Annotated in this window: 16 protein-coding genes; 3 read left to right on the forward strand and 13 right to left on the reverse strand. The window is 68.6% G+C overall.

Features of this window, described 5'->3' with window-relative positions; translation table 11 throughout:
- Positions 1 to 87: 87 nt before the first annotated feature.
- From ACPW96_RS01015 to ACPW96_RS01030, 4 genes are all read right to left on the reverse strand, one after another.
- A complete protein-coding gene (locus tag ACPW96_RS01015; RefSeq protein ID WP_425822531.1) occupies positions 88 to 1,005 on the reverse strand; it encodes a carbohydrate ABC transporter permease in 918 nt (305 codons plus the stop codon).
- A complete protein-coding gene (locus ACPW96_RS01020) occupies positions 1,005 to 1,943 on the reverse strand; it encodes a carbohydrate ABC transporter permease (protein WP_425822529.1) in 939 nt (312 codons plus the stop codon). Before ACPW96_RS01020 ends, ACPW96_RS01015 begins: the two co-directional genes overlap by 1 nt.
- A gap of 1 nt (position 1,944) precedes the next feature.
- Positions 1,945 to 3,234 carry an ABC transporter substrate-binding protein gene (locus ACPW96_RS01025; RefSeq protein WP_425881683.1) on the reverse strand — a complete coding sequence of 430 codons (1,290 nt, stop codon included), beginning with the start codon at positions 3,232 to 3,234 and terminating at the stop codon, positions 1,945 to 1,947.
- 102 nt (positions 3,235 to 3,336) lie between these two features.
- The gene (locus ACPW96_RS01030) at positions 3,337 to 5,517 is read right to left on the reverse strand and encodes an alpha-galactosidase (RefSeq protein ID WP_425881684.1); all 2,181 of its coding nucleotides are present in this window, start codon (positions 5,515 to 5,517) and stop codon (positions 3,337 to 3,339) included.
- Positions 5,518 to 5,624: 107 nt separating this feature from the next.
- On the opposite strand from ACPW96_RS01030, the gene ACPW96_RS01035 reads away from it, so the two are divergent.
- A complete protein-coding gene (locus ACPW96_RS01035; RefSeq protein ID WP_425881685.1) occupies positions 5,625 to 6,764 on the forward strand; it encodes an ROK family protein in 1,140 nt (379 codons plus the stop codon).
- Between the two features lie 253 nt (positions 6,765 to 7,017).
- Here the strand turns inward: ACPW96_RS01035 and ACPW96_RS01040 are convergent, their stop codons facing one another.
- The 3 genes from ACPW96_RS01040 to fdhA form a co-directional block, all read right to left on the reverse strand.
- Positions 7,018 to 7,878: a LuxR C-terminal-related transcriptional regulator gene (locus ACPW96_RS01040; RefSeq protein WP_425881686.1), complete on the reverse strand. Its 861-nt coding sequence runs from the start codon at positions 7,876 to 7,878 to the stop codon at positions 7,018 to 7,020.
- A gap of 64 nt (positions 7,879 to 7,942) precedes the next feature.
- Positions 7,943 to 8,344 carry a GlcG/HbpS family heme-binding protein gene (locus tag ACPW96_RS01045; RefSeq protein ID WP_425822521.1) on the reverse strand — a complete coding sequence of 134 codons (402 nt, stop codon included), beginning with the start codon at positions 8,342 to 8,344 and terminating at the stop codon, positions 7,943 to 7,945.
- 37 nt (positions 8,345 to 8,381) lie between these two features.
- Positions 8,382 to 9,602: a formaldehyde dehydrogenase, glutathione-independent gene (fdhA, locus tag ACPW96_RS01050; RefSeq protein WP_425881687.1), complete on the reverse strand. Its 1,221-nt coding sequence runs from the start codon at positions 9,600 to 9,602 to the stop codon at positions 8,382 to 8,384.
- A gap of 146 nt (positions 9,603 to 9,748) precedes the next feature.
- Between fdhA and ACPW96_RS01055 the strand changes: the two genes are divergently transcribed.
- On the forward strand, positions 9,749 to 10,552 hold the full coding sequence (locus ACPW96_RS01055; RefSeq protein ID WP_425881688.1) for an alpha/beta fold hydrolase: 804 nt from the start codon (positions 9,749 to 9,751) through the stop codon (positions 10,550 to 10,552).
- Between the two features lie 52 nt (positions 10,553 to 10,604).
- Here the strand turns inward: ACPW96_RS01055 and ACPW96_RS01060 are convergent, their stop codons facing one another.
- From ACPW96_RS01060 to ACPW96_RS01085, 6 genes are all read right to left on the reverse strand, one after another.
- The gene (locus ACPW96_RS01060; RefSeq protein WP_425881689.1) at positions 10,605 to 11,645 is read right to left on the reverse strand and encodes a family 43 glycosylhydrolase; all 1,041 of its coding nucleotides are present in this window, start codon (positions 11,643 to 11,645) and stop codon (positions 10,605 to 10,607) included.
- A gap of 3 nt (positions 11,646 to 11,648) precedes the next feature.
- Positions 11,649 to 12,635 carry a carbohydrate kinase family protein gene (locus ACPW96_RS01065; protein ID WP_425881690.1) on the reverse strand — a complete coding sequence of 329 codons (987 nt, stop codon included), beginning with the start codon at positions 12,633 to 12,635 and terminating at the stop codon, positions 11,649 to 11,651.
- Complete coding sequence (locus ACPW96_RS01070; protein ID WP_425881691.1) at positions 12,632 to 13,573, reverse strand: carbohydrate ABC transporter permease; 942 nt, start codon at positions 13,571 to 13,573, stop codon at positions 12,632 to 12,634. The genes ACPW96_RS01065 and ACPW96_RS01070 overlap by 4 nt, the downstream gene beginning before the upstream one ends.
- Before the next feature lies 1 nt (position 13,574).
- Entirely contained in the window at positions 13,575 to 14,513 is a 939-nt protein-coding gene (locus ACPW96_RS01075; protein ID WP_425881692.1) for a carbohydrate ABC transporter permease, read from the reverse strand.
- Between the two features lie 59 nt (positions 14,514 to 14,572).
- Positions 14,573 to 15,862, reverse strand: coding sequence for a sugar ABC transporter substrate-binding protein (locus ACPW96_RS01080; protein WP_425881693.1), 1,290 nt, complete (start codon positions 15,860 to 15,862; stop codon positions 14,573 to 14,575).
- 99 nt (positions 15,863 to 15,961) lie between these two features.
- Entirely contained in the window at positions 15,962 to 16,993 is a 1,032-nt protein-coding gene (locus ACPW96_RS01085) for a LacI family DNA-binding transcriptional regulator (RefSeq protein ID WP_425881694.1), read from the reverse strand.
- Positions 16,994 to 17,379: 386 nt separating this feature from the next.
- Here ACPW96_RS01085 and pip point away from each other — a divergent pair, with 386 nt between their 5' ends.
- Positions 17,380 to 18,363 (forward strand): prolyl aminopeptidase, encoded by a 984-nt coding sequence (pip, locus tag ACPW96_RS01090; protein ID WP_425881695.1) that lies wholly within the window; start codon positions 17,380 to 17,382, stop codon positions 18,361 to 18,363.
- Positions 18,364 to 18,366: the final 3 nt, after the last annotated feature.

Below are 18,366 nucleotides of genomic sequence, written 5' to 3' on the forward strand. Positions count from 1 at the left end.
GTCGCCGGATGCCGCACGGCATCCGGCGGACACGGAGCCGGGCGGGTCCACGGCCCGATCGGACCGCGCACCCCCCCGGAATCCGCCCTACTTGATCGATCCCCGTGTGACGCCGGAGATCACCCAGCGCTGAGAGAAGATGTAGACGATCAGCAGGGGCGCCATCGCCATCAGGTACGACGCGAAGGCGACCGTGTAGTCGGTGTTGAACTGCCCCTGGAACACGTACTGTGCCAGCGGCAGCGTGCGGGCGCTCGGCGAGGTGAGCACCACGAGCGGCATGATGAAGTCGTTCCACGCCCACACGCACGTGAGGATGCCGACCGTGGCGTTCATCGGCATGAGCAGCGGGAAGATGATCGACCGGAACACCCGCCACGTCGAGGCGCCGTCCATCCGCGCCGCTTCTTCCAGCTCGATCGGGATCGAGCGGATGTAGGCGGTGTAGATGAAGATGTTCAGCGACAGCCCGTAGATCGTGTAGAGGATGATCATCCCGGCCTGGTTGTCCAGCCCCAGGATCGCCGTCTGCTTCACGAGCGGCAGCATGATGATCGGGAACGGGATGAACAGGGCCGCCAGGAAGTAGAAGAACACTCCCTTGAAGAACGGCCGGTGCACATTGCGCGCGATCGCGTAGGAGACGATCGAGCTCGTCAGGAGCGTGAAGACCACGGCCCCGACGGTGATCAGCGCGGTGTTCGCGAGGGCCTGACCGAAATTGGTGCGCTGCCACGCCTCCGGGAAGTTCTCCCACCGCACCGGATCGGGCCACTCGAAGCCCGTCCCTTCGGTGAGCTGCGCCGGCGTCTTGAGCGCCACGACGACGGCGAGGTAGAGCGGGATCAAGACGGTCAGCGAGCAGACGGCGATGAGAGCCGTCGCCCACCAGTTCGTCTTGCGGGTGTCCTCGGCGTCGCGGGAAACGCGCCGTTGACGTCGGGGCTGGTCGATTGCGGCGACGTCCTGCTCGAGCTGCGCCGCGGTGTTGGTCGTGGTGGTCATCAGAAATCGGCCTCTCTGCGCTGAAGGACACGGAATTGCAGCAGCGAGACGATCGTGATCACGATGAAGAAGACCACGGCGTTCGCCGTCTGGTAGGCGAATTCGCCGCCGGTGAAACCGCCCCGGAAGATGAGCAGGGTCACCGACTCTGTCGCGGTTCCGGGGCCGCCGTTGGTGAGGGCGACGACCTGGTCGAACACCTGCAGGAACCCCTTCAGGCTCAGCACGACGTTGATCGTGAAGAACGCGCTGATCAGAGGGAACGTGATCGAGGTGAACTGGCGCCACGGCTTGGCGCCGTCGATGGATGCCGCTTCGTACAGCTCTGATGGGATCGTCTGCAGCCCGGAGAGGTAGATGATGATAGCGAACGCGCAGGCCTGCCAGACGCCGAGGGCGACGATCGCGGTCCAGGACCAGGTCTCGTTCGTCAGGATGTTGTCGGCGAAGAGCGGGATGCCGGCCAGGATCTTCGGAAGCGAGTTCGAGAAGAAGAACTGGAACACGTACCCGATCACGAGGACTGCCAGGACATAGGGCACGAAGTACACGCCCCGCCAGAAGTTCCGCGCCTTGATCTTGGCGTTCAGGCCGAGGGCGATCGCCAGCGAGATCACGTTCGTCAGGATCGTCGCGACGATCGCGAACAGGAACGAGAACCCGTAGGCGTGCAGCACCCTGTCGTCCTTGAACAGGTTGATGTAGTTGGAGATGCCGATGAAGTTCCAGTCGCCGTAACCCGGATAGTTCGTGAAGCTGAAGAAGATGCCCACGAGCACCGGGAGTGTGTGGAAGGCGGCGAATGCGATCACCGCCGGCCACACCATCCAGTAGAACGCGGCCGGTGCCCGGTCGCCGCCGGCTCGCGTGCGCGCGGCCCGCCGTTCCGCGGTGCCGCCGGTCGACGAGGCACGCACGGCCTCTGTGGTGGTCGTCATGTCACTCTCCTGTCACAGGAATCGTGCGAGCGGCAACCTTTGCCCACTCGCGGTCGAGCGTGGCGAGCGCCGCCTCTGCGTCGCCGCTGAAAAGGAACTGCTGGTCGATCGCGGCGAGCGGGATGCTCGGCGGGATCTGGTGATCGATGAAGCCGGTGATCCTGCCCTCGTCGAAGTAGGGCTTCACGGATTGGAGCGACGGGTCGTCGCTGATCTCGGCGCCTTCGACGGAGGGCACCATGTTCTGGGATGCCGCGAACTGCTCGATGACGTCCTTCTCGAACATGTAGTCGATGAAGCGCAGAACCTCTTCTCGGTGCGGGGTGTTCTCACCCATCGTGACGACGACGTCCACGCCCGAGACGAGCAGCCGGTCATCGGGGTCGTCGACGGCGGGGTAGGGGAAGATGGCCGCCTTGATGTCGGGATTGACCGCCTTCACCGGGTTGATCGCCCAGATGCCCTGAAGGAGCATCGCCACCTCGCCGTTCGCGAACGCGGCGTTGCCCTCGTCGTACGTCTTGCCCCGGTATCCCTTCTGCATGTAGGAGAAGAGCTGGTACTGCTGGTCCATCGCCTCGGGGAAGTCCTTCTGGAACGAGACGGACGAATCGGGGCCGACGTTCTCGCCCTCGGCGCGCATCTGATCCCAGAAGTCGCCCTGCGACGGGTACGCGCCCAGCGCGTTGAAGGAGGGCAGCCCCGTCCACGAGTCGGCGAGCGTCCCGTAGAACGGCGTGATGCCGGCGGCGGCGAGTGCGTCGCACACCGCGATGAACTCGTCCCACGTCTCGGGGACCTCGAGGCCCTGCTCCTCGAAGATCTCCTGGTTGTAGATCACTCCGTTGGCGTTGTTGACGTATCCGAGGCCGTTGACCTCGCCCTCCTTGTTGCCGAGATCGGCGAGGATCTCCTGCACGGCGGGGTTGATCGTCTGCAGCACCGGTTCGTCGGAGAAGTCGTAGAACACCCCCGACTGGGCGAGCTTGCCGAACCCGCCGTTGGCGTTGAGGGTGATGACGTCGGGCGCCTTGTCCTTGACCAGGAGCGTCCGGATGATGGTGTCGGCATCCGCCACCTGATTCTGGACGACCCGGATGTCGGGATTCTCCGCCTCGAAGCCCGCGATGATCTCGTTGAAGTCCTCGAGCGCCTCGCCCTTGAACTGGAAGAAGTTCAGGGTGGTGACGCCGTCTCCGGCGTTGCTCGCGCAGCCGCCCAAGCCGATCGTGATGCCCGCCGCGGCGAGCACCGCGACCGCCCGGACGGACTTTCGGTGTCTCATTCTCATGTGTGCGCCTCCTTGCGCTTGGTGCCCGGTGTTCGGTGCTGTCCGGTGTTCGGTGGTTTTCGGTGGTGTGCGGCGTGGTGGTCGATGGTCGGTGTTCGGTGTTCAGGAAACCGACGTCAGTTCGACGACGGTGGCTTGCTGGGGGAACTGCACCGGCGGTCGGAGCCCGATCGCCTCGAGCTCCCGGCCGGTGAGGGTGGTGTCGTGCTGCGTCCACGCGAGCGGCGACTGGCCGGGATCGTTCGCCTCGTCGGCGGTTCGGATCGCCCGGACGCGATAGTGGCGATCCGGCGCCAGCCCCGGCAGCCGCACCCGACCCGCCGGGTAGGCGATGGATGTCTCGGTCTGAGTGATCGTGAAGACGGCGGATGCCGCATCCGCGGCGATCATCCCGCGCACGTCGATACCGGGATCGGTGCCGTCGACGTGCACCACGCGACCGGAGGCGATCAGCGGCCGCAGCCGCTTCGCGAGCTCGACCCATGAGGCGATCTCGTCCCGCGTGCCGGCGTCGACCGACGTCAGGTCCCATTCGATGCCGAAGTGTCCGAAGAGTGCGACCGCACCGCTCAGCCCGAGCGAGACCGTGCGCCCGGAGGAGTGCACGACCGGGCTGGTGAGGTGCATCCCCATCAGCTCCGGAGGCACGACGAGGGTCGTGTAGCGCTGGTTGGTGAGGCGCTCGAGCGGGTCGAGGCTGTCGCTCGTCCAGACGCGGTCGGTGCGGTCGAGGATGCCGAGATCGACACGCGCGCCTCCCGATGCGCAGCTTTCGATCTCGAGTCCCGGGTGCTCCGCCTTGAGCTCGTCGAGCAGCCGGTACACGGCGAGGGTGTGCGCGTGCACCCTCGCCACTCCGCCGGGGCCGCTGCCGGCGTCGACGAGGTCGCGGTTGTGGTCCCACTTGAGGTAGGCGATCGGGTACTCCCCGAGCAGCGCGTGCAGGCGCCCGGCGATGTAGGCGTAGGCCTCCGGATGAGCGAGATCCAGCACCTGCTGGTGGCGCGCCGACGGGGGAAGATCCATGCGGCCGCGCAGGATCCAATCGGGATGCCGGCGGGCGAGTTCGCTCTCGGGGTTGATCATCTCCGGCTCGACCCAGAGCCCGAACTCCATCCCCAGTTCGTTCACGTGGTCGATCAGGGGGTGCAGCCCCTCCGGCCACACGCTCTCGTCGACGAACCAGTCGCCGAGGCCCGCCGTATCGTCGCGGCGACCGCTGAACCAGCCGTCGTCGAGCACATAGCGCTCGACGCCGACGCCGGCCGCGGCATCCGCCAGCGCCGTCAGCTTGTCGAGCGTGTGATCGAAGTACACGGCTTCCCAGGTGTTCAGCGTCACGGGCCTCGGCCGCCGCGGGTGCTGCGGGCGGGCGCGCCACTCGCTGTGGAAGCGGGCGGAGAGCTCCGTCAGGCCGTCTCCCCACGACCCGATCACCCAGGGTGTCTGCGTCGACTCGCCCGGAGCCAGGATCAGCTCGCCCGGCATCAGCAGCTCGCCCCCGGCCAGGAACGCCTCGCCCGTGACGACTCGCTCGGCGAGCGCGCGGTGGTTGCCGCTCCATGCCACGTGGATGCCGTGCACCCGGCCCTGCTCGAAGCCGAACCCGGGGCGACCGGCGGCCAGCAGCAGGGTCGCATCCGCACCGGGTCGTCCCCGCCGACTCTCGCGCAGGTGCGTTCCGAAGGTGAAGTCCCGGCGCTGAGGCGCCCGCTCGCGCAGGTGGCGACCGGTGGTGTCGAGCAGCTCGGTGGCATCCCACGGCACGGGGAAGGCGGCCTGCAGGTTCTGCACGGTGTACGGCGTCTCGCCGGTGTTGCGCAGGTGGATGCGCTGGTGGAAGAGTCCGCCGGATCCGATGCGAAGCTCGACCTGCGCCGCGAGGCGCGCTTCGCCGTCGACGAGCGAGATGGTGGCGCGGTGGTCGTTCGCCTGCACCCCGGCGACCTCGAACCGCACGCTGTCACCGGCGCCGTTGCGGTGACCCTCGATGCCGGGAGTGCCGAGCCAGCCGGTCGGCCCCGTGGAGACGAGGCTCAGCCGCCCCGTCGTGTCGAGGCCACCCGATACGCGCTGCGGCCGGGCGGCTGCGGCGAGGGAGGCGAGCGAGGCGGAGGTCGAAGAAGCAAGGGCCTCTCCCCAGTGCACGATCGCGGGGCCGCCCTCACCCAGGTCGACGACGACGCTGGTGCCCGCACGGGTCAAGTGCAGCGTGTCCGCCGGATGCTCGGACTTCGCTTGCTGCACACGCTCTTCCGCGCTCCGCTGGGTGATATTCGCCACGCATTATTTCTACCGCGGAACTAATTCACCGTCAAGAGGCAAACCTTCGCGCGTTTCAGCCGCATTGAGCGGGCAATTGGTGCCAAGATGGAACGAAAGGGGTGCGGATGCTCACGGACAGTCAGGACGCGCTCGCACGCGAAGTGCTCATCCACGGCCCCATCGCGCGCGGGGAGCTGGGGCGCCGGCTCGGCCTCTCCCCCGCGAGCCTGACCCGTCTGGCCAAGCCCTTCCTCGAGCGCGGACTCTTCGTGGAGGTGGAGGACGCCGGCTCGGGCGCCGTCGGGCGGCCCGTCCGCCCCCTCGACATCACGCCCGACCTCGGCTCCTTCATCGGCATCAAGATCACCGGCGACACCGCCTTCGTCGTGCTCACCGACGCGCGCGCCCGCGCTGTCTCCCAGCACGACATCGCGGTGACCGACAGGGCGCCCGAGGCGGTCGTGGCGCAGCTCGCCGAGACGATCACCGCTCTGGCCGAGAACTTTCCGCCGGTCCTGGGGGTGGGTGTGAGCCTGGGTGGAGTCGTCGATGACGAGGGCCGCGTTCTCCGGGCGCCGTTCCTCGGGTGGAACGGCGTCGACCTGGGTGTCGAGCTCCAGCGGGCCTGCGGACTTCCCGTCGCCGTCGAGAACGACGTCGTGGCTCTGGTCGAGGCCGAGCGCTGGTTCGGCGCAGGGCGGGGCCGTTCTGGTTTCTCCGTCATCACCGTCGGCGCCGGCGTCGGCTACGGCCTCGTCGTCGGCGGCGAGTCCGTGCACACCCGCGAGGCGGGCGTGGGGCTGGGCGGTCACATCCCGCTCGATCCCACCGGGCCGCTCTGCCCGGAGGGTCACCGCGGCTGCTCGAGCGCGCTGATCACATCGGTCGGCATGTGCGCGCAGCTGCAGGCGGCCGTGGGAAGACCCGTCGACTATGACGAGGTGCTCACCATGGCGAGGGACGGTCACCCCGCGGCGGGCGCGGTGGTGGATGCCGGGGCACGTGGCCTCGGTCGGCTGATCGCCCTGGCGGCGAACCTCACCATGCAGCCCACCGTCGTCCTCGCCGGAGAGGGCCTCGGGCTGTGGGAGATCGCGGAGGACGCCGTTCGAGATGCCGCCGCCGCCGATCGCGACCCGCTCGCGAACCCCGTCGAGATCCTCGTCGATCGAGCCGGCTTCGGCGCGTGGGCGCGCGGCGCCGCCGCCGTCGCGATCCAGGCCGCCGTCGCGCGCCTCGGCGACGAGGCCGCCCTTCCGGGCTGAGCTCGGGGTCACACGCCTCGCGTTCCTGACCGACCCTGGGGCGGGATCTTGACCGGCACCCCCGCGAGATCTGAGCCGCCACCCCGGCGAGCCCTCACCGGCCACCCCCGGGGAGATCCCGACCCGCCACTCCGGCTCGCGCTGCTGATTCCTGCGCACGCTCCGCCGATTCACGCAGCGCGCTCAGACAAGTGCAGCCGCAAGCGAAGGGCGCTCTGAGAAGTGTCGGGATGCGCGCCGCCGAGGGCGAGGCTCAGGGGTACGCGCGCCGGGGGTCGTCGTGCTCATAGTGCGAGACGGCGAGCGCGGCGAGTTCCGAACGGGTGGCCGCGCCGGTCTTGCGCAGCAGATTCGACACGTGGAACTTGACCGTGTTGTCGCTGATCATCAGCTCCCGGGCGATGGCGTGGTTGCGTGCGCCGGAGGCGACGAGGCGCAGCACGTCCTTCTCGCGGCTCGTGAGCGGGATCAGGTCGGCGAGCGGATGCGGCTCTGGCCGCGGATCCAGCGGCAGGCGCACGTCGATGGACGAGCCCCATCCCGGCGTCGACGTCACTGCCAGCACCCCGTCGAGCGCGGCCACCCGCTCGGCGATGGGACGGAGCCAGTCATCGTGCACCGAGAGCTCGCCCCGGCCGTCGTCGCGGATGCCGACCAGGAGGTTGAGCCCGTCGCAGTCCCACTGGATGCGGACACGGTGCGCGTCGCCTCGGTCGACGAGTGCCAGCACCGCCGTGCGCACCATGGCGCGCGCCCCGTGCGCGACCTCACCAGGAAGCGCGCGACCCGAGGCCGGCGGCTCGACGAGTTCGACCTCGAGGTGTCCGAACCTCGTCAACGGCCCGAGGTCGTCGCGCAGGCGCCGGAATGCGCCGGTGACGGGCTCGAGCATCGAGCTGCGCTGTTCGTCGGTGGCGGTGCGCAGCCCGATCAGGGCGGTCGTCGCCGTGTCGATGGCGGCGGTCCGGGCCGCGCGGTCACCCAGCCGCGGCGATCGCAGGATGGCCAGCATCGATTCGAGGGTGACCGCGTGCTGGTCGGCCTGCTCGGCGACCGTTCGCGCGTGATCCACCAGCTGGCGACGAGATCCTGTGGCGACTTCGTCGATGCTCATGACCTCAACCTACTTCGGCGGCTCCCCACCCAAAAGGGTGGGGAGCCGCCGAGCCCGAGCCCGCTTACAGCGCCGCGGCGCCCGCCTCGGCGACCGTCTGGTCCTGCTCGCCGGAGCCGCCGCTGACACCCAGTCCCCCGACGACAACACCGTCGCGCAGCAGTGGCACGCCGCCGGCGAAGATGGCGACCTTGCCGCCGTTGGTCGTGTGGATGCCGAAGAACTGCTGGGTCGGCTGGGCGTTGTCGCCGAGGTCCTTCGTCTGGATGTCGAAGGCCCGCGACGTCCAGGCCTTGCTGATGGAGATGTCGATGCTGCCGATCCAGGCGCCGTCCTGGCGCACGTGGGAGACGAGGTTTCCGCCGCTGTCGACGACGGCGATGTTCATCGGCTGCCCGATCTCGTCGGCGCGCTTCTCTGCGGCGGCGATGATCGTGCGGGCATCGGCGAGGGTCAATCCGGTCATGGTGGTGCTCCTTGTCGTGGGTTGCGTGAATCAGTGATCAGGCGGCGATGTAGCCGTTGGGGTTCAGCACGTACTTGGTCGCCGCACCGGCGTCGAACTCGGCGTAGCCCTGCGGCGCCTCATCGAGGGTGATGGCCCTCGCGTTGACGGCATCGGCGATGTGCACCTTGTCGTGCAGGATCGCCATCATCAGCCGGCGGTTGTAGCGCATGACGGGACATTGCCCGGTGGTGAACGAGAGCGACTTCGCCCAGCCGGTGCCCAGGCTGATCGAGAGCGATCCGACCTTGGCTGCGTCGTCCACCGCCCCCGGATCCCCCGTGACATACAGCCCGGGGATGCCGATGGCTCCTCCGGCGGCGGTGACGCCCATCAGCGAATTGAGTACCGTTGCCGGCGCCTCCTTCGCGTCTGCTCCGTGCCCCTCGCTGCGCGCCTCGAAGCCGACGGCGTCCACCGCGGCATCCACCTCCGGAACACCCAGAAGCTGCTCGAGCTGATCGGGCACGGAGCCCTCGCCGACGTTGACGGTCTCACACCCGAAGCTGCGCGCCTGCGCCAGCCGTTCTTCGTTCAGATCGCCGACGATCACGACGGCCGCACCCAGCAGATGCGCGCTTGCGGCCGCCGCCAGGCCGACCGGTCCGGCGCCTGCGATGTACACGGTCGAGCCGACGCCCACCCCGGCGGTCACCGCCCCGTGGAACCCCGTCGGGAAGATGTCGGAGAGCATGGCGAGGTCGAGGATCTTCTCCAGCGCCTGATCGCGGTCCGGGAAGCGCAGCAGGTTCCAGTCGGCGTACGGCACCAGCACGTACTCCGCCTGGCCGCCGACCCAGCCGCCCATGTCGACGTACCCGTAGGCGCTGCCGGGGCGATCGGGATTGACGTTGAGGCAGATCCCGGTCTTGCCCTCCTTGCAGTTGCGGCAGCGCCCGCACGCGATGTTGAACGGCACCGAGACGATGTCACCCACCTTGATGAACTCGACATCCGGACCGACTTCGACGACCTCTCCGGTGATCTCGTGCCCGAGCACGAGGCCCGCCGGCGCGGTGGTCCGCCCGCGCACCATGTGCTGATCCGATCCGCAGATGTTCGTCGCGACCGTCCGCAGGATCGCCCCGTGCGGGATCTTCCTCCCGACATTGGCCGGATTCACCCCGGGACCGTCGTGGAGTTCGAATTCCGGGTAATCCGTGTCGATCACCTTGACGACACCCGGACCCTCGTATGCGACCGCTCTGTTGGCAGACATCATCGTCCTTCCGTCCCGCGGGTTCACCCCGCGACAGCAAGCCTCACCGCCCGAGCCTGTCTAGGCGATCACTCGTCCGACCCGTTCGTCCTACCCGATCGGGTAGGACTCCGAGCAGGGCCGCACGGGAGGGCACAATGGACCGCATGAGCCCCGACGCGTCACTCTTGACCGAGATGCCGTCCCCGCAGTTCGTCATGTCGCCCGAGGGACATCGCATCGCGACCTATTCCTGGGGAGACAGCGCGGCGCCCACCGTTCTCTGTGTGCACGGCTTCGCCTCCAACTGCCGCGACAACTGGGTGAACACGGGCTGGGTCCGTGACCTCACCCGGGCCGGTTTCCGGGTGCTGGGGGTCGACCAGCGGGGGCACGGACAGAGCGACAAACCGCACGATCCGCACGACTACACCATGGACGCGCTCGTCGGCGATCTGCTGATCGTGCTCGAGACGTACCTGCTCGACAGCGTTCTCTATGCTGGCTACTCGCTGGGCGGTCGCGTGGGGTGGCAGCTGCTGGTGGATGCGCCGGACCGCGTCTCGCGCGGCGTGCTGGGCGGGATACCGGACGGGCGCCCGCTGGCGCGGCTGGACATCGAGCAGGCCAGGGCGTTCGCCGAGAGGGGCACCCCGATCGAGGACCGGGTCACGCAGAACTACGTGACCCTCGCCGAGCGGGTGCCGGGCAACGACATCCGCGTGCTGGTCGCGCTGGCCGAGGGCATGCGCCTCGGGGATGCCGACCCCGACCCGGCCCGGCCGCCACAGCAGCCGGTGCTGTTCGCGACGGGAAGCGACGACGCGATCCTCGAACCGTCGCGGCGGCTCGCGTCGGCCGCGCCGCGGGGTGAGTTCGTCGAGATTCCGGGCCGGCATCACTTCAACGCGCCCGGATCGCGGGTGTTCCGCGAGGGTGCCCTCCGGTTCTTCGCGGGTTCATCGACCTGACCCCCGTCCCGATCGCCGTCTGCTCAGCCCAGCCGCCCGAGCCGGGCCGCGTTCAGGCTGAGAACGGTGTCGGGAGCTCTCGCATCCCGTCACCCGGCGATTCATCCTGACTGCGGCCCGACATCGGGACGCCATCGGATGCCGCGGCGTCGAGGATCGCGAGGCGATCGCCGTCCCACCCCACCGGCATCGGGTCGCTCACTCCGCCGACGAAGCCTCCGTCCGTTCCGGTGTGGTGGAAGGCGAAGAGCATCCACCGCCCGTCGTCACGGCGACGAAGCAGGCGTCCGACATAGAAGGAGTCGTCGGTCACCGGGTAGGCGGCGTCGATGTCGAATGGACCGAGAACGTTCCCGGCCGGTACGGCCCATGTGCCGCCGCGGGTGGCCGCCCTGGACGGCATCGCCTGGTCCGCCAGGCACGAGAAGATCAGCACCGGGCGGCCATCGACGACCTCGACCTGCGTGACCTCGAGCTGACCGAAGCCGTGGTGGCTCGGAGCACTGAGCGGTGGCCGCAGCTCCCACGTGCGGAGGTCCGGCGACCACGCGTGACCGATCACGCCGCGCCCGTCGATGGGACCCTCGGGCGCCCGCGCCGTCACGAGCATGTGCCAGCCGTCGCCGTCGGGATCGGGGAACACCCACGGGTCGCGGAACGCCTCGTCCTGCCAGGCCTCCGACTCCAGGGTCTCGTACCACGGGCCGCGGGCCTCGAGCACGGGGCCGCGCGCCTTCGTCCACACCGTGAGGTCCGGGGATGTCGCGTAGCCGATGCGCTGCACGTTCTTGCCGTTCGGCGCGAGCGAGGAGCCCGTGTAGAACATGAACCACGTGCCGTCCGGGTGCCGGAGCGTCGACCCCGTCCACGTCGCGAGATCGTCGAAGGCGGGGGCGTCGCTGCGCACGAGCGCGTCGGCGACCTGGGTCCACTCCACGAGATCGGTCGACACCGCGTGTCCGATGGAAGCGCGGTAGTGCCGGGCGTCGGGATCCTGCAGGGCGCGCGACGCATAGAGGAAGAACAGGTGGTAGCGGTCGCCGTCGTCGGCGAACCAGAAGTCCCAGACCCACGAACCGGGGAGGTCGAACAATGTTCAGCCCTTCGCTGATGCGGTCGGAGCGGACCGCGGTGAGAGGTGGGAGGTCAGGTCGGAACGCCATGGTGGATCGGCACCCGGTCGCGACACGGTGATCCCGGCGGCCGTGGCGCACCGCCGCAGGACGGCCTCGAGAACGGAGTGATCGATGTCGCGGAGATCCGCCCGCCGGCCGGCGCCGGAGAGCCCCGCCTCGATCACGCCGTCGATAAGGGCGCCCATGAAGGTGTCGCCGGCGCCGACCGTGTCGATGACCGACGTGGGAACCGCCGGGACGCGTACCGCGCCCGCACCCGTGACGGCGAAGGCGCCATCCCCGCCGGTGGTCACGACGACCACGGCGGGCCCCGAGCGCTGCCACCGGGTCGCGGCCGCGACCGGGTCCTCACCCGGATGCAGCCACCGCAGGTCCTCGTCGCTCGCCTTGACGACGTCCGCCCGCGCGACGAGGGACTCCACCCGGGTGCGCGCGGCCGCGGCATCCGGAAGAAGCGACGGACGGATGTTGGGGTCGTACGTGATCGTCGCCGACCCTCGCAGCTCATCGACCAGCCGCGAGACGTCGTCGGCACCCGGTTGGAGCAGGGCGGCCACGGAGCCGACGTGCAGCACGTCCGCGACGGGGATGGGCGCCCCATCCAGCGCCCAGTCGATGTCGAACTCGTAGGTGGCGGCACCCGTCGCATCCAGATGGGCGGTGGCGGTCGCCGTCCGAGGCGCGTCGACTGCCTCGACGGTGACCCCGGAGCGCTCGAGCCAGGCGCGCACGGCACGCCCGTGCGCGTCATCCGCCAGGCGGGTCACCAGGCGGGGAGCGCGGCCGAGGCGCCCGAGGGTCAGCGCGACGTTGGCTGGGCTTCCCCCCGGCGCTTCATCGACGGAGCCGTCGGCGCGGTGCACGATATCGACGAGGGCCTCGCCGACCACCACCACGCGCGCATCCGGGTCGCCCGGCGTTCTCTCGTCCTTCCGCTCGAAGCTCACCCCTTCACCCCGCTCGAGGCGATGCTGCTCACGAACGCCCTCTGGAAGATCAGGAACATGATGAGCACCGGGATGGTGATCAAGGAGGTGTACGCCATCACCTCGCCCCAGGCCGCGTTCAGCTGGAAGAAGTACTGCACGCCGACCATCACGGGGCGCAGCTCCTCTTTCTGCACGACCATGAGCGGCCAGAGGTACTGGTTCCACGCGGGCAGGAAGGTGAGGATCGCGACGGTCGCGAACGCGGGGCCCGAGAGCGGCACGATGATGCGGCGGTAGATCGCGAACCAGCTGGCGCCGTCGATGCGTGCCGCTTCGTCGAGCGATTTGGGGATGGTCGAGAAGTACTGGGCGAACAGGAAGATCGAGAACGCGTTGGCGATGAAGGGCACGATCTGCACCTGGTACGTGTTCAGCCAGCCGAAGTCGTACTTCAGCACGCCGCCCTCGAAGACGAGGGTGGGCAGCTGGGCGACCCAGTAGACCATCGGCACGGCGATCGTCTCGAACGGGACGATCAGCGTGGCGATGACCACCGCCAGGACGACGACCCGTCCCTTCCACTCGAGCCGGGAGAGGGCGAAGCCCGCCATCGAGTTGACGATCAGCCCCAGGCCCACCGTGAGCACGGTGATCAGCACCGAGTTGAACAGGAACTGCGCGAAGGGCACGCGTTCGAAGACACCGAAGTAGTTGTCGAGGCTGATGTCGCCGACCGGCAGGAAGGCCTGGGGCGAGTCGATGTCCTGCAGGATCTGGGCGTCCGGCTTCAGGCTCGAGACGAACATGTACACGAGCGGGAAGAGGAAGAACAGCGCCAGGAGCGACATGACGATGTAGGAGAAGATCTTCCCCCCGCGCCGCCGGCTCTTCTCCGTGCGGGGGCGTGGCGCGGGCTTCGCGCCGGTGTCGGGGCGGGTGGACTGGTCGATGGCCATGTCAAGCCTTCTCTCGGGTCAGGCGTCGCTGAATGAGTGCGATGATCAGCACCGCCACGAAGAAGATGAGCGAGATCGCGGATGCGTAGCCGATCTCCTGCTGCTGGGATCCCTTGCGGACGGCGTAGTAGACGATCGACGACGTCGAGTTGACGGGGCCGCCCTGCGTCATCACATTGATCTGGACGAACAGTCCGAGCGCCTGGATCGTGATCGTGACGAGCACGAAGACCATCGTCGGACGAAGTCCCGGCCACGTCACGTTGGCGAACTGCTGCCAGTGGCTGGCGCCATCCATCCGCGCGGCTTCGTACAGCTCCTCGGGGATCGTCTGAAGCCCGGAGAGCCAGATGATCATGTGGAAGCCGACGGCCTGCCAGATCGAGAGGACGATGATGGCGCCGAGGGCGGTGTTCGGGTCGTTCAGCCAGTCCATTCCCGACCATGCCCCGAAGGTGACGGTGTTGATCATGGAGTTGATCAAGCCGTTCTCCTGGTACATGAACTTCCACAGGATCGACACCACGACGATCGAGGTGACGACGGGGATGAAGAAGATGACGCGGAAGAAAGTGACCCCGCGCAGGCTGCGATTCACAAGGACCGCGAGCAGCAGCGCGAAGCCGGCCTGGACGGGGACGACGACGAGGGCGAACACGAACGTGTTCCCGACGGATTGCAGGAACACCGGATCGGTGAACGCCCGGGCGAAGTTGTCGAATCCGACGAGCCTCGGAGGATTCGGCGAGATGAGCCGGGCGTTCGTGAACGAGAGCGCGAACGCCAGGATCACCGGGATGATGAGGAAGAGCACGAGCAGGATCGCGGCCGGCGCGATCATGCCGAGTCCGGCCCAGGTCTCTCGCCCCCTGATGGAGCGGAAGCGGCGGAGCGAGCGTCGCGGGGTTTCCGCGGCGACCGTGGGAGGCGTGACAGTCATGGGATCACCTGGGATTCAGGAGGAACGGCGGGAGGCGCAGGGCGCCCCCCACCCGCTCTCTACTGGAATCCGTACCCGTCGTTGGACTCGATGTTGGCATCGATGTCGCTCACGGCGGTGTCGAGCGTGCTCTGCACGTCGGCGCCGTTCATGATGTCCTTCGCGGCGGTCTGGAAGGTGCTGGAGATGACCGCGTAGGCGGGTGTCTCCGGGCGCAGGACCGCATAGTTCTGCGACAGCTCCACGAACGGGCGCAGGACGCCGTTCTCGCCGAAGTACTTCGATGCGGCCGCCGCACCCTCCGTCGCCGGGATCACGATCTGGGTGTCGGCGAACTGGGTGATGTACTCGTCCTTGAAGCTGAACTCGAGGTACTCCCGGGCGCCATCGGCGTCCGCGCACCCGGATGAGATCCCCCACTGCCACGAGCCGCCGCCGATCTTCGGGCCGTTGCCGAGGTCCGGCGGGGGCAGGATGAGGAGGTCATCGCCGATGGCGTCGAGTGAGGCGAGGGCGTTCCACACGCCGGTGTAGCTGAGGGCCACCTCGTCGTCCACGAACTCCTGGTTGCCGACGGTCCCGCCGTTGGAGGCGTAGCCCTTCTCGAAGAGACCCTGGAACCACTCGCCCCACGCGACCGCCTCCGGTCCGTTGAGCGCGCCGTCCGCCGTGAGCATCGTGTCCCGGTCGATCAGGTCGCCGCCGAAGCTCTGCAGCATCGGCGAGTAGGCGTACGGCCACCACTCGCCGGCGTCTTCGGCGCCGATGTCGATCGGGGTCTCGTAGCCGGCGGACTTGAGGGTGGCCAGGGCGGAATCGAACTCTTCCTGAGTCCACGGTTCGTCGATGGAGGGGATCCGGATCCCGTTCTCCTCGAGCACCGACTTGCGGGCGAAGATCGAGAGCGCGGCGTCCCAGTACCCGGCGGAGTAGATCTCGTCGTTCCACACTCCGACCGCGGTGGGGAGGAGGCTGTCGGTGATCTCGGTCGGCAGCTCGAGCGGCTGCAGGTACTCGGCCCATGCCCAGTTGGGCATGATCGGGCCGTCGAGATCCAGGAGGCACGGCAGGTCGCCGGATGCGGCGGCCGCCACGATCGCGTCGTTGTAGGCGCCCTGCGGGAACGCCTCGTTCACGACGGTGTACTCGTCCTGCGAGGCGTTGAAGTCCTCGATGATCTTCTCGTAGACCGCGAGCTCGGCGGGGTTGCCCGCGGAGTGGGTCCACATGGACAGCTCGGTCTTGCCGTCCGCCGTGGTGGTGTCCTGGCCAGCCTGTCCGCAGCCGGTCAGGGCGAGCACCCCGACGAGGCCTGCCGATACGAAGATCGGCGCAGTCCTGCGCTTCATGTGTGGTTTCCTTTTGTTGTGGCCGACGCCCGCGTCGACCCGATCGGAGACCGCCGATGGCGGCCTTTCGGTGTTGTGAAACCCGTCGCCGGTTTGGGTTTAGCCGACTTTCGCCGGCGGCGGGCCAACAGAGTCTCGTCGGATGACGGGACACTCCATCAGGTGCGTGGCGTCCGAGTCCCCTTCCGCGCGGACGCCGAGCGCGACCTCCATCGCCCAGCGGCCCATTTCGTAATGGGGCAGCGCGATGGTGGTCAAGGGGGGGTCTTGGTCCGGCGCGATCAGCTGCTGATCGTCGTAGCCGACGATCGACAGGTCACGCGGGATGTCGAGTCCGCGCCGGCGGGCGGCCCAGTAGGCGCCCACCGCCATGCGGTCGTTGAAGCAGAAGATCGCCGTCGGGCGCTGTTCCTCTGGAAGGTCCAGGAGCGGGTCCGCCGCGTTGCGGCTTCCGTGCGGCGAGGAGTCGTCGCCGCGTACGTGGAGGGCCGGGTCCGCCTCGACCCCCGCCTCGGCGAGGGCCTCGAGATACCCCTCATGGCGCAGGCGCGACGCGACGACCACCCGGTCGTCGGTGTCGAGGTAGGCGATGCGTCGGTGCCCCGCGGCGAGCAGCTCGCGAACCGCGGCGGCCCCGCCGGCCCGGTCGTCGGGAACGACACTGCGGGCACTCCCCCCTTCGGGGGTGCAGTCCAGGAAGACGGTGTTGTCGGGCAGGCCCGCGGGCGGCACGATGACCTGGTGCCACATGCACGCGTAGATCATGGCCTCGACCTGCTGCGCGGTCAGCGCCGCGATCGCGTCACGCTCCAGGCCCTTGTCGGCGCCGGTGTCGACGAGGAAGACCAGGTAGCCGTGTTCACGGGCGACGTCCTGTGCGCCGGCGAGCATGCGGCCCGCGAACGGCGTGGTCGCGATCACGTCGGAGATGAGCCCGACCGTGCGGGTGCGCTGCATGCGCAGGCCGCGCGCCACGGAACTCGGCGTGTATCCCACGGACAGCGCGGCCTCGCGCACTCTCTGCCGCGTGCTCTCGGAGATGCGCGATTCCACGTCGTTGAGAACCAGTGACACGGTCGTCGCAGACACGCCCGCGGCGGCGGCGACATCCGAGATGCGAGCTCTGGCCACGTCGAGGTCCCTACGTCTTTGGAGTGGTAAATCGATTATCCTGACACGAGTATGGGCCGATCGGGAGCATCCGTCAAGCGAGCAATGCGAAGTGCCGGTGGTTCGGCTCCCGTCGTTCGCTCAACGACCGGGATGGGAACCGCGTTTGTTCAGTACACGGTCCCTGAGCCAGCGAAGGGAGACGAAGGGCGCTCGGCGACCGAAACGAGCGGATGCGGCGCCCGCCGTTCGCGCTGCACATTGCGGCATGCGCGGCATCAACCTGAACCGCGCGTGCAGAGACGTGCAGCGCGAAGGATCGGGTGCTGCCTCGGGGTCGGAGAATCAGTGCCAGTGGGCCCGCCCGGCCGATCGTCCCACCACCGCCGCCTCGGTACCTTGGAACGATGACCCACGCGCATCCCGCGCCCTACGCACACGGAGCGATCGCTGCCGACGGCGGCGCATCCATCTATTGGGAAGAGTCGGGCACCCCGGACGGCGTGCCCGCACTCTGGCTGCACGGCGGCCCGGGAGGCTCCCTCGGAGATGGCTGGCATCGAAGCATGTTCGACCCGGACCGTTACCGGCTCATCGGGATCGACCAGCGGGGCAGCGGGCGAAGCCGACCGAACATCCTCGACGCGAGAGACACGCTCGCGTCGCACACCACCCAGCAGCTCATCGCGGACATCGAGGCGGTGCGCGATGCGCTCGGAGTCGAGCGCTGGGTCGTCGCCGGGATGTCATGGGGAACCACCCTCGCGCTGGCGTACGCGCTGGAGCATCCGGACCGGGTGCGCGCGCTCGCCCTGACGGCCGTGACGACCACGAGCCGGGAAGAGGTGGAGTGGATCACCGAAGGGGTCGGTCGCATCTTCCCGGAAGAATGGGCGGCGTTCGAACGAGCGTCGGATCGGGTTGGCGGCGAACGGATCGTGGACGCCTACGCCCGACGGCTCGCCGGCGGGGAGTCCACCGACCGGGAGGCGGCGGCACGGGACTGGGACACCTGGGAGGGTGTGCACGTCTCCCTCGATCACCCGGAATCCCGGCATCGCGGTCACACGGACCTCGCTGAGCGAGAAGCATTCGCGACCCTCGTCACGCACTTCTGGAGCAACGACGCCTTCCTGCCCGGCGAGATGGCCGTGCTCCCCCGGATCGACGAGATCCGTCACATCCCGGCCGCACTCGTCCACGGTCGCCGCGACATCAGCGGACCCCCGATCACCGCCTGGCGGCTCCACCGGGCGTGGCCCGCGAGCACGCTGACGATCATCGAGGATGAGGGACATGGGGGGCCGCGCTCGTGCAGCGCGCTGTCGGACGCCCTCGATCGGTTCGCGGCCGAGGGAGCCCCTGGTCGGGCTCCCCGCGGCCGCGAGTGAACA

Origin of the sequence: Micromonospora sp. DT81.3, assembly GCF_049847225.1 — a bacterium.
Lineage (GTDB): Bacteria > Actinomycetota > Actinomycetes > Actinomycetales > Microbacteriaceae > Microbacterium.